The 15,187-nt window shown below is 71.5% G+C and carries 15 protein-coding genes; 3 read left to right on the forward strand and 12 right to left on the reverse strand.

The genetic code is table 11. The features are described from left to right. Window position 1: 1 nt before the first annotated feature. A complete protein-coding gene (locus tag RBXJA2T_RS14230) occupies window positions 2–994 on the forward strand; it encodes a serine/threonine protein kinase (protein WP_009858099.1) in 993 nt (330 codons plus the stop codon). Between the two features lie 40 nt (window positions 995–1,034). Here the strand turns inward: RBXJA2T_RS14230 and RBXJA2T_RS14235 are convergent, their stop codons facing one another. From RBXJA2T_RS14235 to RBXJA2T_RS14260, 6 genes are all read right to left on the reverse strand, one after another. Further along, window positions 1,035–2,069 (reverse strand): hypothetical protein, encoded by a 1,035-nt coding sequence (locus RBXJA2T_RS14235; protein ID WP_050801776.1) that lies wholly within the window; start codon window positions 2,067–2,069, stop codon window positions 1,035–1,037. 157 nt (window positions 2,070–2,226) lie between these two features. Next, complete coding sequence (gene htpG / locus RBXJA2T_RS14240; RefSeq protein ID WP_009858101.1) at window positions 2,227–4,095, reverse strand: molecular chaperone HtpG; 1,869 nt, start codon at window positions 4,093–4,095, stop codon at window positions 2,227–2,229. A gap of 129 nt (window positions 4,096–4,224) precedes the next feature. Beyond that, window positions 4,225–4,929 (reverse strand): alpha/beta fold hydrolase, encoded by a 705-nt coding sequence (locus tag RBXJA2T_RS14245; RefSeq protein WP_009858102.1) that lies wholly within the window; start codon window positions 4,927–4,929, stop codon window positions 4,225–4,227. A gap of 82 nt (window positions 4,930–5,011) precedes the next feature. Then, a complete protein-coding gene (locus RBXJA2T_RS14250; protein ID WP_009858103.1) occupies window positions 5,012–5,218 on the reverse strand; it encodes a (2Fe-2S)-binding protein in 207 nt (68 codons plus the stop codon). 89 nt (window positions 5,219–5,307) lie between these two features. After that, window positions 5,308–5,784 (reverse strand): bacterioferritin, encoded by a 477-nt coding sequence (bfr, locus tag RBXJA2T_RS14255; RefSeq protein WP_009858104.1) that lies wholly within the window; start codon window positions 5,782–5,784, stop codon window positions 5,308–5,310. Between the two features lie 60 nt (window positions 5,785–5,844). Further along, the gene (locus RBXJA2T_RS14260; RefSeq protein ID WP_009858105.1) at window positions 5,845–6,444 is read right to left on the reverse strand and encodes a LysE/ArgO family amino acid transporter; all 600 of its coding nucleotides are present in this window, start codon (window positions 6,442–6,444) and stop codon (window positions 5,845–5,847) included. Between the two features lie 73 nt (window positions 6,445–6,517). Between RBXJA2T_RS14260 and RBXJA2T_RS14265 the strand changes: the two genes are divergently transcribed. Continuing rightward, the gene (locus RBXJA2T_RS14265; protein WP_009858106.1) at window positions 6,518–7,411 is read left to right on the forward strand and encodes a LysR family transcriptional regulator ArgP; all 894 of its coding nucleotides are present in this window, start codon (window positions 6,518–6,520) and stop codon (window positions 7,409–7,411) included. Window positions 7,412–7,534: 123 nt separating this feature from the next. Beyond that, window positions 7,535–10,159 (forward strand): bifunctional acetate--CoA ligase family protein/GNAT family N-acetyltransferase, encoded by a 2,625-nt coding sequence (locus RBXJA2T_RS14270; RefSeq protein WP_009858107.1) that lies wholly within the window; start codon window positions 7,535–7,537, stop codon window positions 10,157–10,159. A gap of 34 nt (window positions 10,160–10,193) precedes the next feature. Here the strand turns inward: RBXJA2T_RS14270 and RBXJA2T_RS14275 are convergent, their stop codons facing one another. The 6 genes from RBXJA2T_RS14275 to RBXJA2T_RS20420 form a co-directional block, all read right to left on the reverse strand. Then, window positions 10,194–11,099 carry an alpha/beta fold hydrolase gene (locus RBXJA2T_RS14275; protein WP_009858108.1) on the reverse strand — a complete coding sequence of 302 codons (906 nt, stop codon included), beginning with the start codon at window positions 11,097–11,099 and terminating at the stop codon, window positions 10,194–10,196. Next, window positions 11,096–12,313, reverse strand: a complete 1,218-nt coding sequence (locus RBXJA2T_RS14280; protein ID WP_009858109.1) for a 6-phosphofructokinase — start codon at window positions 12,311–12,313, stop codon at window positions 11,096–11,098. The genes RBXJA2T_RS14275 and RBXJA2T_RS14280 overlap by 4 nt, the downstream gene beginning before the upstream one ends. Before the next feature lie 96 nt (window positions 12,314–12,409). Continuing rightward, entirely contained in the window at window positions 12,410–12,934 is a 525-nt protein-coding gene (locus tag RBXJA2T_RS14285) for a hemerythrin domain-containing protein (RefSeq protein WP_009858110.1), read from the reverse strand. A gap of 15 nt (window positions 12,935–12,949) precedes the next feature. Then, the gene (locus tag RBXJA2T_RS14290; RefSeq protein ID WP_009858111.1) at window positions 12,950–13,357 is read right to left on the reverse strand and encodes a SirB2 family protein; all 408 of its coding nucleotides are present in this window, start codon (window positions 13,355–13,357) and stop codon (window positions 12,950–12,952) included. 47 nt (window positions 13,358–13,404) lie between these two features. After that, window positions 13,405–14,634 carry an NAD(P)H-dependent flavin oxidoreductase gene (locus tag RBXJA2T_RS14295; RefSeq protein ID WP_009858112.1) on the reverse strand — a complete coding sequence of 410 codons (1,230 nt, stop codon included), beginning with the start codon at window positions 14,632–14,634 and terminating at the stop codon, window positions 13,405–13,407. Between the two features lie 159 nt (window positions 14,635–14,793). Beyond that, window positions 14,794–15,187: hypothetical protein (locus tag RBXJA2T_RS20420; RefSeq protein WP_009858113.1), on the reverse strand; the 394-nt coding region annotated here is incomplete at its 5' end.

Here is a 15,187-nt window from a genome sequence, read left to right on the forward strand (position 1 = left end):
GATGTCCGGACCCGGCTACGCCGATCTGACACCGCAGCAGGTGCTCGACGCGCTCGACGCGGTGGGGCTGCGCGGCGACGGTCGCATCCTGCAGCTCAACTCCTACGAGAACCGCGTCTTCCAGCTGTTCCTGGAGGACGGCAGCGCGGTCGTCGCCAAGTTCTACCGCCCCGGGCGCTGGAGCGATGCGCAGATCCTCGAGGAGCATGCCTTCGCGCTCGAGCTCGCCGCCGCCGAGGTGCCGGTGGTGCCGCCGCTGGTGCTGGCAGCGGCCGAAGACGGCACGGCGCTGGCCGGCACGCCGCCGACGCTGGCGCTGCGCGGTGCGCACCGCTGGTCGGTGTCGGCACGCTGCGCCGGGCGTGAACCCGAGCTCGACGATCCCGAGACGCTGCGCCGCATCGGCCGGTTCATCGGCCGGCTGCACGCCGTCGGCCGGCGCCGCCCGTTCGAGCACCGCCACCGGCTCGACGCGCGCCGCGACGGCCGCCGTGCGCTGGCCGTGCTGCTCGAAGGCGGTTTCGTGCCCGCCGACCAGCGCCCGGCCTGGTTGTCCAGCTGCGAACAGGCGCTGGCCGCGGTCGAGGCCGCGTTCGACGCCGCGCAGCCGCTGGCCACGCTGCGCCTGCACGGCGATTGCCACCCCGGCAACGTGCTCTGGCGCGACGGCGCGCCGCACGTCGTCGACCTCGACGACGCGATGCAGGGCCCGGCGGTGCAGGATCTGTGGATGCTGGTCTCGGGCGACCGCTCGACGATCGCCCGCCAGCTCGACCTGCTGCTCTCCGGCTACGAGGAGTTCAGCGAGTTCGACGACCGCGAACGCGCGCTGATCGAGCCGCTGCGCACGCTGCGCATGGTGCGCCACGCAGCCTGGCTGGCCGAACGCTGGGGCGACCCCAGCTTCCCGATCAACTTCCCGTATTTCGGAACGTCGGCCTACTGGTCGCAGCAGACGACGCAGCTGCGCGAGCAGCTCGAGGCGATGGCCTGACGCGCCCGCGGCGCGCGGCCGCGGGCGTCGCGGCCACCGCTCAGGGCGGCGGCAGCACGGTGTAGACCGGCACGCCGCCCGAGGGCTGCGGGTAGGTCGCGAGGATGTCGTAGCTGGCGAGCGTGCCGCCGGACTCGGTGATGACGGCGCGGTAGCGGACCGTCGTCGCCGTCGTCGACTGCACGCTGACGGTGATCGTGCGGGTGCCGACGGAGACGGCCGCGCTGCTGCCGGCCACGGGCCGCCCGTCCACACGCTGCCAGCTGGCGAAGCCGACGTCGACGTAGGCTCCGGCCTGCGCCGGGTGCTCCAGCCGCACCGTGCCGGCGGAGATGACGGCCGCGCCGCCGGAGCTGCCGACCTCGAGTGCGGTGTAGCGCACGCCGTCGGCCGTCAGCTGCAGGCCGACGTTCGACTGCTGCAGCCGCGCCGAGAAGTCGATCGGACCGTACGCGACGTCGCCGACGCTGCCTTGCAGGCCGTCGAAGGTGATGCGCAGGGAGTCGCCGACGCGGAAACCGACCAGGAAATCGAACGAGGTCTCGAAGTCGATGCGCAGGCCGCCGTCGAGGGTGACGGCCTCGGCACCGCTGCCGAAGGCGATGCTGCGGAAGTCGAGCGCCAGGTAACGACCGGCCGCGACCTGGTCAGCCGCCAGGTCGAAGTCGCTGCTGACGGCGATCGTGCCGGCGCAGGGCATGACCTCGAAGACGTCGTAGCAGGTCGCCGTCCCGGAGTCCTGGGCCTGCACCGTGCCCGCGGCCTTGGCGCCGGCCCGGCCGGACACCGTGGCGTCGTCGCCCAGCAGGAAGTCAAGGCCGAGCAGCGAAGCCTGGGCGTCGATCGCCCGGTCGGCAGCCGCCACTGCCGCGCGCACGCCGCCGATGGCGCCGTCCGAAGTCACGTCGATCGTGGCTGCCGCGGTGGGCGGCGCTTCGACACCGTCACCGTAGCTCGTGCCGCCACCGCCACCACCGCCGCAGGCCGCCAGCGCAGCCGTCACCAGCGTCGTCCCCACGAAGCGCCAACCACGACCGGCTGGTCGCGACGGGCGTCCGATGATCTCGTTCAACATCAAGGCCTCCTGCCGGGGCACCCCCGGACGATTCCGCCGGATTCGTGCCTCGCACCATTCCGACGGGCAGGATGCTAGGCCCGCGGCGGCGGGCCTTCACCCCCCGGACAGGCAGTGTTGCCGCCGCGCCAACGCCGGGCGCGGCGCGGACGCGAACTCAGCCGACCAGCATGCGGTTGACGCGCTGCACGTAGGCCGCCGGGTCTTCCAGCTGCCCGCCTTCGGCCAGCAGCGCCTGGTCGAACAGGATCTGCGCGAGGTCGTCGAAGCGCGCATCGCCGTCCAGCCGCTTGACCAGCGGATGCTCGGCGTTGACTTCCAGGATCGGCAGCGACTTCGGCGCGCTCTGGCCGGCCTGCTTCAGCAGCCGCGCCAGATGCGAGCTCATGTCGCCTTCGTCGGCGACGATGCAGGCCGGCGAGTCGACGAGTCGCGTCGTCGTGCGCACGTCCTTGGCACGCGCCTTCAGCGTCTCCTTCAGGCGCTCGAGCACCGGCTTGAAGGCCTCGGCGGTCTGCTCGGCGGCCTTCTTCTCCTCCTCGTCCTGCAGCTTGCCCAGGTCGACGCCGCCCTTGGCGACGCTCTGCAGCGGCTTGCCGTCGAACTCGTAGAGGTGCGAGAGCATCCACTCGTCGACGCGGTCGGTCAGCAGCAGGACCTCGATGCCCTTCTTGCGGAAGATCTCCAGCTGCGGGCTGCTCTTGGCCGCGGCCAGCGTGTCGGCGGTGATGTAGTAGATCGCCTCCTGGCCTTCCTTCATGCGCGCCACGTAGTCGGCGAAACCGACGCCCGAGTCGGCCTGCGTCGACGCGAAGCGCAGCAGCTTGGCCAGGCGCTCCTGGTTGGCGTGGTCCTCGCCGATGCCTTCCTTCAGCACGGCGCCGAACTGCTGCCAGAACTCGGCGTACTTGTCCTTCTGGTTCTCGGCCACGTCCTCCAGCATCGCCAGCACGCGCTTGGTGCTGCCTTCGCGGATCGCCTTCACGTCGCGGCTTTCCTGCAGCAGCTCGCGGCTGACGTTCAGCGGCAGGTCGGCCGAGTCGATCACGCCCTTGACGAAGCGCAGGTACACCGGCATCAGCGCCTCGGCGTCGTCCATGATGAAGACGCGCTTGACGTAGAGCTTCACGCCGCCGCGCTTGTCGCGGTTCCACAGGTCGAACGGCGCCTTGGCCGGCACGTACAGCAGCTGCGTGTACTCGGTGCGGCCCTCGACGCGGTTGTGCGTGTAGGCCAGCGGCGCCTCGCTGTCGTAGGAGATCTGCTTGTAGAACTCCTGGTACTCGGCGTCGGTGACGTCGCTCTTGGAGCGCGCCCACAGCGCGGCAGCCTTGTTGACGGCCTCCCACTCGTCGGTGGTGACCTGCTCCTTCTTCTCGTCGTCCCAGCGCTGCTTGGGCATCAGCACCGGCAGCGAGATGTGGTCGCTGTACTTGCTGATGATGCTGCGCAGCTTCCACGCCGCGAGGAACTCGTCCTCGCCGTCGCGCAGGTGCAGGATGACGTCGGTGCCGCGCTCGGGGCGGTGGATGGTCTCGACCTCGAACTCGCCGGTGCCTTCGCTGGACCAGCGCACGCCCTGCTCGGCCGGCAGGCCGGCGCGGCGGGTCTCGACGGTGATGCGGTCGGCGACGATGAAGCCCGAGTAGAAGCCGACGCCGAACTGGCCGATCAGGTTGGCGTCCTTCTTCTGCTCGCCTTCGAGCGCGGCCATGAACTCGCGCGTGCCGCTCTTGGCGATCGTGCCCAGGTGCTGCACGGCCTCGTCGGCGCTCATGCCGATGCCGTTGTCGTGGATGGTGATCGTCTTCTTCTCGGCATCGAAGCTGACGCGGATCTCCAGGTCGGGGTCGTCCTCGTACAGCTCGGCCTTGTCCAGCGCCTCGAAGCGCAGCTTGTCGCAGGCGTCCGACGCGTTGGACACGAGCTCGCGAAGGAAGATCTCCTTGTTCGAGTACAGCGAATGCGTCACGAGGTGCAGGATCTGCTTGACCTCGGCCTGGAACGACAGGGTTTGCTTGTCCATGGTGTTGGCGGCGAGTAGTGGCTCCGCCCGGCGAAACCGGGCACGGCGATGCACAGTGGGGGCGCCGCGGCGCCCTTCAAGAGGGGCGGGATTGTCGCCTGTGCGCCCGCGGGGGCGCCGTGCGGCGCATCAGGCCGCCAGCCAGGCGCCCAGCGCGGCGTTGACGGCCGCCGGCGACTCCAGCGGCGCCATGTGGCCGCAGCGGCCGATGACGACGTGCGAAGCGCCGGGGATGCGCCGGCGCATCTCGGCGTGGGTCTCGGGCGGCGTCAGGCGGTCGTCGCTGCCGGTCAGCAGCAGCGTCGTGCAGCGCAGCTGCGGCAGCAGCGGCGAATGGTCGGGGCGTGCCAGCAAGGCCTCGATCTGGGCCTCGAAGACGGCCGGCGTGCGCCGCGCGAACATCTCGACGACGGTGTCGACGACCGGGCCGGGGCGGCGGCTCTCGTGCACCGCGCCCTGCACCCAGTCCAGCGCCATCGCACGCATGCCGTCGCGGCGCGCCAGCTCCAGGAAACGCAGGCGCGCGGCACGTTCGGCGGCGCCGGCATCACCGCCAGGCAGCGGCAGGCAGCCGGTGTTCAGCAGCGCCAGGCGCTGCACGCGTTCGGGCGCACGATGGCAGATCTCCAGCGCCACGCGCCCGCCCATCGAATGCCCGGCGATGGCCAGCGGCCCAGGCGGCGCGGCGGCGAGCGCGGCTTCGGCCATCGCGGCGATCGAACGGGACTCGCCGTACTCGGCGACAGTGCAGGACGCCGGCAAGTCGCGGCTCTGCGGGCGCCAGAGATCGGCGTCGCACAGCAGGCCGGGCAGCAGCAGCAGGGACGGCTTCATCCGGGGCTCCTCCATCGACGTGCCAGTCATTCTGGCGCGCCGCGCGGCGGTGCGGATTGAGCCAGCGACAGAGGCCCGTCGTTCAGGCCGCCTGCGTGGACCCCGCTTCCGCGACGCCCGCATGGCGGGCCAGCGCCGTGTCGAAGACCTCGCGCGCGCAGTCGTGGCAGCAGCCGCAGGAGGAGGCGACACGCAGATCGTCCTGCAGCACGTCGAAGCAGCGCGTGCCGGTCTGCACGGCGGCGGCGATGTCGCGGTCCGAGACGCGGTGGCAGAGGCAGACGATCATGGGCGCGACTCCTGTCGGAATGCGCCGGATCGTAAGCTAAATGCGAATCCGTCTCAATAGACAAGCTCGCAGCAGGGACTCCAGGCGACTCAGGACGCCTCGCCCATCTGCGACTGCAGGTAGTTCGGCTCGCCGACCTTGCCGACCAGCTCGAGCTGGGTCTCGAGGTGGTCGATGTGTTCCTCGGTGGCCTCGAGGATGTCCTCGAGCAGCTCGCGGCTGACGTAGTCGCGCACCGACTCGCAGTGCGCGATGGCCTCCTTCAGCTGTGCCTGCGAGGCGAGCTCGAGCTTCAGGTCGCATTCGAGAACCTCGACGACGGTCTCGCCGATCAGCAGCTTGCCCAGGTCCTGCAGGTTGGGCAGGCCTTCGAGCACGAGGATGCGGTCGACGATCTTGTCGGCGTGCTTCATCTCCTCGATCGACTCTTCGTACTCGTGTTTCGCCATGCGCGCGAAGCCCCAGTTCTTCAGCATGCGGTAGTGCAGGAAGTACTGGTTGATCGCGGTGAGCTCGTTCTTGAGCTGGCGGTTCAGGTGCTCGAGTACGACGGTATCGCCCTTCATGGCCGTGGCTCCATCCGGTGGGGGGGTCGGCGCATTGTGCGGCGGGCGCCGATTTCGTGCTCAGGCCAGCAGCGCCGCCGCCAGCACCAGCATCGTCGCGCCGATCGCCAGGTCCAGCACCTGCCAGGCCCGCGGCCGCGCGAACAGCGGCGCCAGCCAGCGTGCGCCGTAGCCCAGCCCCGAGAACCACAGCGCGCTGGCCGAGGCCGCGCCGAGCACGAAAGCCGGCCGCGCGGCCGCCGCCTGCTGCGCGCCGATCGAGCCGACCAGCAGCACGGTGTCCAGGTAGACATGGGGGTTGAGCAACGTGAACGCCGCCACCTGCGACAGCGCCTGGCGGCGCGTCAGGCCGCCGGCGCCGGCCGCCGCCAGCGCACCGGGCCTGCGTGCACGCCACAGCGCACGCAGGCCGTAGGCGGCGAGGAAGGCCGCGCCGCCCCAGGTCAGCAGCGTCGTCAGCACCGGCGCGGCGCCGATGACGCCGCCCAGCCCGGCGACGCCGGCGGCGATCAGCAGCGCGTCCATCGCAGCACAGAACAGCACGATCGGCCCGACATGCTCGCGGCGCAGCCCCTGGCGCAGCACGAAGGCGTTCTGCGCGCCGATCGCGACGATCAGCGCCAGGCTGAGGGAAAAGCCGGTGATCCAGGCGGAAGTCATGGCGAGAGCATGCCCGCCAACGCCAAAAGCGGTGCTAAAACCTCCTGCACCATCATTAGCGTTGCTTCATCTCATGCTCGACTACGCCCTGCTCGACGCCCTGGCCGCCGTCGTGCGCGAAGGCAGCTTCGAACGCGCCGCGCGAACGCTGCACGTCACCGCGTCGGCGGTGTCGCAGCGAGTGCGCCTGCTCGAGGAACGCCTGGGCCAGGTGCTGGTCGTGCGCGGCCAGCCCTGCAGCGCCACCACCGCCGGCCGGCTGCTGTGCCGCCATGCGGAGCAGGTGGCGCTGCTCGAAGGCGCGCTGCGCGCCGAGCTGCCGGCGCTGCAGAGCGACGCCGGCTGGGCGACGCTGCCGGTGGCCGTCAACGCCGACAGCCTGGCGACCTGGTTCGTCGGCGCTGCGGCGGCGTTCGCGCAGGCCGAACCGCGTGTGCTGCTGGACCTGGGCGTCGACGACCAGGACCACACCGCCGAACGCCTGCACGCCGGCGAGGTGCTGGCCGCCGTCAGCGCCGACGAACACGCCGCACCGGGCTGCCGCCGCGTGCCGCTGGGACGGCTGCGCTACGTCGCCACCGCCAGCCCGGCCTACGTCGCACGCCACTTCGCCGCCGGCGTCGACGCCACCGCACTGGCGCGTGCGCCGGCGCTGGTCTTCGACCGCAAGGACCGGCTGCAGCAGCGCTGGGCGCAGCGCGCCGCCGGCCAGGCGGTGGAGATGCCGCGGCACTGGCTGCCGTCGAGCCAGGGTTTCGTCGACGCGACGCTGGCCGGCCTGGGCTGGGGCCTGAACCCGGAGCCGCTGGTGCGGCCGCTGCTGGCGGCCGGCACGCTGGTCGAACTGGTGCCCGACAGCGCGCTGGACGTGCCGCTGGCCTGGCAGCACACGCGCATCGCGCTGCCGGCGCTGCAGCGGCTGACCGACTGCGTCGTCGAGGCCGCACGCGGCACGCTGGAGCCCTGACGCCGACGCCACGTTACGCTTGCGCAAGATCAACCCGCCCACCGCGACCGTGCAGGGCGCACGAGCGCGGGATCAGGCGCTGGCCTATCCTCGACGGTTGACCCAGACGACGAAAGCTCCATCGTGGACCGCCATATCCTCAGCTCGCTCTTCGCGCCGAAATCGATCGTCGTCTTCGCCGGCGACCCCGACAGCGACGAGGCCCCGACGCCGCTGGCGCGCACGCTGCGCCGGGCGCTGATCGACGGCGGCTACACCGGCCCGGTCACCTGGCTGGACATCTCGATGACCGGCACGCTGGCCGACCTGGCGGCCTCGCGCGCCGACCTGGCGCTGATCGCGCTGCCGCCCGAGCAGATCCCGGCGGCGCTGGAGATCGTCGGCCGCATCCGCTGCCGCGCCGCGCTGATCGTCTCCAGCGGCCTGCCGCTGGAGGCCTGCAGCGAGCTGCACCAGGTGGCCAAGCGCTACGGCGTGCACCTGCTGGGCCCCAACAGCATGGGCTTCCAGCGCCCGTCGCTGAAGCTCAACGCCAGCGCGCTGGGCCCGCTGGCCGCGCCCGGGCCGCTGGGCCTGATCTCGCAGTCGGGCGCGCTGACCGCGTCGATCCTCGACTGGGCGCGCCACAACGGCATCGGCTTCTCCAACGTCATCTCGCTGGGCCCCAACACCGCCGTCGACCTGCCGCAGGCGCTGGACTTCCTGGCCAACGACGGCCAGACGCAGAGCATCCTGGTCTACATGGAAGGCATCCGCCACGCGCGCCGCTTCATGAGCGCGCTGCGTGCCGCGGCCTATGCCAAGCCGGTGGTCGTGATGAAGGCCGGGCGCAAGCCGGCCGGCTCGCACGCCGCGCTGACGCACTCGGCCTCGATCGTCGGCGCCGACGACGTCTTCGACGCCGCGCTGCGCCGCGCCGGCGTCGTGCGCGTGCGCACCTTCGTGCAGCTGTTCTCGGCCGCCAAGTGCCTGGCCTCGCGCTTCCGCCCGGTGGGCAAGCGCCTGGCGATCATCACCAACGGCGGCGGCCCCGGCGTGCTGGCCGCCGACTGGGCCGACGAGATCGGCCTCGAAGTCGCCGGTGTCGCCGACCTCGGCGAGGACGCCGACGGCGCCCGCTACCGCGAGGCGCTGCAGCAGGCACTGGCCGACCGCGGCGCCGACGGCATCCTGCTGATCTACTCGCCCAAGGCCGGCGAGGACCCGCTGGCCATCGCCCAGGCGATCGGCGAGGCGTACTCGCCTTCGGGCAAGCCGGTGCTGTCGTGCTGGATGGGCGACACCGTGGTGCGCCCGGCGCGCGAGTACCTGGCCTCGCGGCTGATCCCGACCTTCCGCACGCCGGAAGCCGCGGTCGACGCCTTCCACAGCATCGCCAGCTTCTACCGCAACCAGCAGTTGCTGCAGCAGACGCCGGCCTCGCTGTCGCACCTGGCCGACCCCGACACCGAAGGCGCGCGCCTGCTGATCGAGGGCGTGCTGACCGAGCGCCGCCGCGTGCTCACCGAGATGGAGAGCAAGGCGCTGCTGGCGGCCTTCCACATCCCGGTGACGCGCACGATGCTCGCGCGCACGCCCAACGAGGCGATGCTGATCGCCAGCCAGCTCGGCTACCCGGTGGCGCTGAAGATCGATTCGCCCGACATCTCGCACAAGAGCGACGTCAAGGGCGTGGCGCTGGACGTTCACAGCGCGGCCCAGGTGCGTGACCGCTTCAACGACATGATGGAAGCGGTGCGCCGGGCGATGCCCAGCGCGCGCATCAACGGCATCACGGTGCAGCCGATGGCCGGGCGCAACTCGCGCGGCAAGACGCGCGAGGTCTACGTCGGCCTGACCACCGACGACCCGTTCGGCCCGGTCATCACCTTCGGCGCCGGCGGCACGATGATCGAGCTGATCGCCGACCGCGCGATGGAGCTGCCGCCGCTGAACCAGTTCCTGGCCCACCGGCTGATCGAACGCGCACGTGTCGCCGAGTCGCTCGGCGAGTGGCGCGGCGCGCTGCCGGCGGACATCCAGGCACTCGAGCAGGTGCTGCTGCGCGTCTCGGAGATGGTCTGCGAGCTGCCGCAGCTGCGCGAGATGGACATCAACCCGATCATCGTCGACGAGAACGGCGCGGTCGCGGTCGATGCACGCATCGTCATCGACCACTCCGCGGCCTCGCCGCACAGCTACAACCACCTGGCGATCCTGCCCTACCCGTCGAGCCAGGAGCGCGAGTGGCCGATGAAGGGCGGCGGGCTGTACACGATCCGCCCGATCCGCCCCGACGACGCCGACATGCTGCAGTCCTTCGTGCGCGGGCTGTCCGAGGAGAGCCGCTACTTCCGCTTCGCCAGCACGATGCCCGAGCTGCCGGCGCGCATGCTGGCGCGCTACACGCTGATCGACTACGACCGCGAGATGGCGCTGGTGGCCGTGCTGCGCGAGCGCCACGTCGCCGAGGACGGCAGCTTCCACGAGAGCGAACGCATCATCGGCGTCTCGCGCTACATCACCAACCCCGACCAGACGAGCTGCGAGTTCTCGCTCGCGGTGGCCGACGAGTTCAAGGGCCAGGGGCTGGGCTCGCGGCTGATGCTGTCGATCATCGACTTCGCGCGTGCCAAGGGGCTGGCCGAGATCGAGGGCCTGATCCTGGCGAACAACGCCAACATGCTGCGCCTGATGAAGAGCCTGGGCTTCACGATCTCGCCGTTCCCCGAGGACCCGGACTTCAAGCTCGCGGCCAAGACGCTGTAGCGCCCGGCCGGCGGCACACGGCCGCCGCCGGGGGTCAGCGCGTCAGGAAGCGGTCGCAGACGGCGAAGAACTCCTGCGGCCGCTCGAAGTACGGCAGCGCGCCGGTCTGGAAGACGTTGAAGCGCCAGTTGGGCTTCTTCTCGACCGCCTTCTTCGCGCGGTAGTCGGTGAAGTCGCCGCGCACGCCGTGGCACATCCAGACCGGCTGGCGCAGCTTCTCGTAGACGTCGAGGATGTCGGCGCTGAACAGCCCGCCGGACAGGAACTGCAGCGGCGCGTGGCGTGCGCCCGGCGCACGCGCGGTGGCCACCGCGTAGTTCCAGGCCTGCTCGTCGATCTGGCGCTGACCCCAGGCCTTCTCGAGGAAGTAGCGCACGACCTTGGGCCGCGTCAGGTTGTCGAACAGGAACGGCGCCCACAGCGGCACCGACAGCACGGCGTGCAACCCGGGGATCGCGCGCGTGGCGCCCGGTGCACCGCGCAGCGGCTTGGCGCCGCGGAAGCCCGTCGGGCTGACCAGCGCCAGGCGGCCCCAGTTGCGCGGGCGCTCGGCGGCCGCGCGCACCAGGAACTCGCAGCCCAGCGACAGCGCCATCGCGTCCAGCGGCTGCGGGCCGCAGCGCTGGCGGATCTGCGCCGCCACCTCGTGCAGCGCGTCGGTCATCAGCCGCGGCGTGTACTCGCGGTCGGCGCGATCGGACAGGCCGAAGCCCGGCAGGTCCAGCGCGAACACCGTGCGCCAGGTGGCGTAGTGCTCGTAGACCGGCCGCACCTCGGCCGCCGAGGCCGCGGCGTTGACGCTGTGCACGAGCAGCAGCGGCTCGCCCTGCCCCATCGTGTAGCAGACGAGCCCGCCCGGGATCGACAGGCGTTCGCCCGGCAGCGCCGGGCCCAGAGGCTGGCCCTGGCGGGCCATCACCGGATCGAGTGCGGCATTCATGGTTTCCTCAGGACCTTGGGAACGGGGGCGCGCCGCAGGCGGTAGGCGTCGGGCATGCGCGAGCCCAGCAGCGGACGCAGGTACATGCGGAAGGCGTCGGTGACGTCGGTGCCTTCGGCGGTGATGAACTCGTCGTCCATCGTGCGCGTCTTGCCGGCCACCGCCGCCAGCGGCAGCAGTTCGTAGTCGACCGAGTAGAAGCCGGTGCGCTTGATCGCCACCGAGCCGTCGCTGCGGCCCCACATCGCGAACTGCACGGCCTTTTCACCGACCTCGCGCGCCTCGCGCTGGTCGACGTCGCTGACGCAGCCGATGAAGCTCCTCTGCAGGTAGCCGAAGGTGTCGCCGCGCACGCGCTTGATGCCCAGGCGCGACTTGATGGCCTCGCACAGCAGGTCGGCCAGCGCGCCGTTGCCCGACAGCTGCACGTTGCCGTGCGCGTCGTGCTCGACGGTCTTGGCCAGCTGCACGACGATCGGCGTGCCCGAGGCGTCATGGATGCCTTCGCTGACGGCGATGACGCAGCGGCCGTGGCGCTCGTACATCGTCTTCACGTCGGCGAGGAAACGCTCGATGTCGAAGACACGCTCCGGCACGTAGATCAGGTGCGGGCCGTCGTCGGGGAACTTCTTGCCCAGCGCGCTGGCGGCGGTCAGGAACCCGGCATGGCGGCCCATCACGACGCCGACGTAGACGCCCGGCAGCGCCGCGTTGTCGAGGTTGGCGCCGGCGAAGGCCTGGGCGACGAAACGCGCCGCGCTCGGGAAGCCGGGCGTGTGGTCGCTGCCGACGAGGTCGTTGTCGATCGTCTTCGGGATGTGGATCGCACGCAGCGGGTAGCCGGCCTTGATCGCCTCCTCGCTGACGATGCGCACCGTGTCCGACGAGTCGTTGCCGCCGATGTAGAAGAAGTGCTCGATCTCGTGCGCCTGCAGGACCTTGAAGATCTCCTGGCAGTACTTGAGGTCGGGCTTGTCGCGCGTCGAGCCCAGCGCCGACGACGGCGTGTTGGCGACCTGCTCGAGGTTGTGGCTGGTCTCCTGCGTCAGGTCGACGAAGTCCTCGTCGACGATGCCGCGCACGCCGTGGCGCGCGCCGTAGACCAGACGCACGTCGCGAAAGCGCCGCGCCTCGAGCACGACGCCGACGAGCGACTGGTTGATGACCGCGGTCGGCCCGCCACCCTGGGCCACGAGAATCTTGCCTGACGACATGCGTCGACCTCCTGCGGGCATTGTGCGCCCGCCCCCGGGCGACACACCCGGCACAGGTCAGGAAACGGCTTGTCGCGCGACGCCGCGTTGGGGGGGTCAGCGCAGCCCGCGGCGGTGGGCCATCTCCTCGGCCATGCGCACCAGGCAGCGGTCGTCGATCGCCGCGGCGGCGGCCGGATAGGCGCGGTCGTCCTCGTCGGCGACGTGGCGCCGGTACATCGCGACGAAGGCCTCCCACTGCGGCGCGACGGCGGCGTCCCAGCGGCCGTCGGCGAGCGCGGCCAGCGTCGGCTTCAGCGCGCTCCAGGCGGCGGCCATCTCCGCGTGTTCGGCCTGCAGCCGGTCGGCCAGCACGGCCTCGCCCTGCTCGCGCAGCGCCGGGAAGACGTGGCGCTCCTCGTCCTCGTGGTGGTTGGGCGCGGCGAGGTCGAAGTAGCGCATCACGTCGCGCGCGGCCTGGCGGGCCTGGTCGTCGACGGCGCCGCCACGCTGCTCGAGGTGCGAGCGCAGGCGCTCCAGCAGCGACAGCATGCGTTCGACACGGCCGTGGCAGGCCTCGAGCATCTCGAACGGGGCGTCGAAGCCCGCACTCGGGCCGTCGTGCAGCGGAATCGTGGCCATGGCCTGCCCTCCGGATCAGCTCCACCCGGCGGCGAACACGCCCAGCGGATGGTGCGCCCGCGCCACCGACACCATGTAGAGGAACACCGCCAGCGCGGCGGCATAGGCGGCAGCGCGTGCCCCCGGTGTGCGGCCGCGCTTGAGCGCGACCGAGCCGAGCACGACGTAGACGACGAGCAGCGCCAGCTTGGTGCACAGCCAGCCGTCACGCCAGGGCTGCAGCGCGAGCAGCGCCCACAAGCTGGCGCCGGCCGCCAGCAGCAGCGTGTCGATGACGTAACTGGCCACGCGCAGCGGCTTGACCATCGCCCAGCGCTGGCCGGCCAGCACCGCCGCGCCGCGCACGGCGAACAGCGTGCCGCTGGCCGCGACGAGCGCGACATGGGCCAGCTTGATCTCGGCGTAGGCGGCAGCCAGGGACATCACGGACCCTCGTGCCGGCCGGGCCCGTGCCCGCCGGCAACGCGGCGTCAGGCGCGGGCGTAGGCGCCGACGGGCACCGGCGTCAGCAGCTTCTCCAGCAGCTCGCGCACCTGGACGATGCGGTTGCCGAACGGCATCTGGCCGACGCCACGGAAGAACAGGCCCTTCATGACGTCGCCACGCACCGCGGCGGCGAGCTGGGTGTCGATGCAGAACTGGCCCCAGCCCTTGAAGCCGTCGCGCAGACCGCATTGCGCCAGGCAGTCGAAGGTCACGACGCAGCGCGGCTTCTTGTGCGCGATCTCCTGCAGCTTCGGCTCGGCATTCAGGTAGTTCTTCAGCCAGTGCGTCTTGACCGCACGCGCCGGCAGGCCGGCGACGCTGGTGAACTCGACCAGGTCTTCGTCGCGCGCCTCGGCCAGCACCTTCTTGAACGCCGGGTGGGCGTCGCATTCCTCGGTGGCGACGAAAGGCGTGCCCAGCTGCACCGCGGCGGCGCCCAGGCTCTGCAGGCGGGCGATGTCCTCGTGCGTGCGGATGCCGCCGGCGGCGATCACCGGCACGTCGTCCATGCCGGCGGTGCGCAGGAACTCGCGCGTCGCCGGGATCACATTCTCGAACTCGAAACGCGGGTCGTTGAGGTCCTCGACCCGCGCCGCGCCGAGGTGGCCGGCGGCCAGCCGCGGGTGCTCGATGACGATGGCGTCGGGGCGACGCTGCTTGCGCTCCCACTTCTTGACGATCAGCTGCACGCCGCGTGCGTCCGACAGGATCGGGATCAGCGCGGTCTTCGGGTGCTCCTTGGCCAGGTCCGGCAGGTCCAGCGGCAGGCCGGCGCCGACGACGACGGCGTCGATGCCCGAGCGCAGCGCGCGCACCACCGACGGCGCGTACTCGCCGACGGCGCGCATGACGTTGATCGCCAGCAGGCCGCGGCCCTGGGAGATCTCGCGCGCGGCGCGGATCTCGCGGTCGATGGCTTCCAGGTTGGCGTCGTTGATCGCCTTCTTGTCGGCTTCGCCGTTCAGGCCCTTGTGGCAGTGCTGGGTGCGCTCCATCAGGTCGGGGTGATGGCGGCGCAGGTCGACCGAGGAGAGCGTGCCGACGGCCCCGAGCGACGCGACGCTGCCGGCCAGGCGGTGCGCCGAGATGCCGACGCCCATGCCGCCCTGCACGATCGGCAGCAGTTCGCGACCGGCCAGCTTCAGCGGGCGCAGCACGCTGCGCTCGAGCTTTTCGCGCAGGATTTCGACGGTCTGGTCGACCGAGGCGGGCATCAACATCGTGGGTTCTCGCGGTCAGGCACGCGGGACAACCGTGTCCGGCGTGCGGCATTGCATCGCGCCCGGCAAGGGGCGGCCTTGACTTCAGTCAGATCGGCACCCCGTAGCGTAACGGATTCCGGGGCGCCTCCGCCTGACGGGGCGCCGCGCCGCTCAGAACTCGATGAGCTCGACGCGCTGGCCGGCCTTCACGAGCCGGTCGCGCAGGCGTTCGGCCTCGTCGCGACGGGTCAGCGGCCAGCAGACGGCGCGCCAGTCATCGCCGGCGGGCATGACGTCCAGGCGCGGGCAGCGCGGCGGGCCCGGCAGCGCCGCCATCGCCGCCTCGAGATCGCGGCCGAGCAGGCGCGACTCCGTCGGCGTGCGAGCCGGCCGCGTGACCAGCGCGTAGGCGGTCTCCTGTCGCTCGGCACGGCGCGCGGCCGACGCGGCTCTCGCCGACTCGCCGGCGGCGCGTGCGGCGCGGCGCTGCGTGTCGTCGAGCAGGAACTCGGGCGGCTCCTGGATGCGGCGCCCGTCGGCGTCGGTGCGGCGCGGCGCGATGACC

The sequence above is a fragment of the Rubrivivax benzoatilyticus JA2 = ATCC BAA-35 genome (assembly GCF_000190375.1).
GTDB lineage: Bacteria > Pseudomonadota > Gammaproteobacteria > Burkholderiales > Burkholderiaceae_C > Rubrivivax > Rubrivivax benzoatilyticus.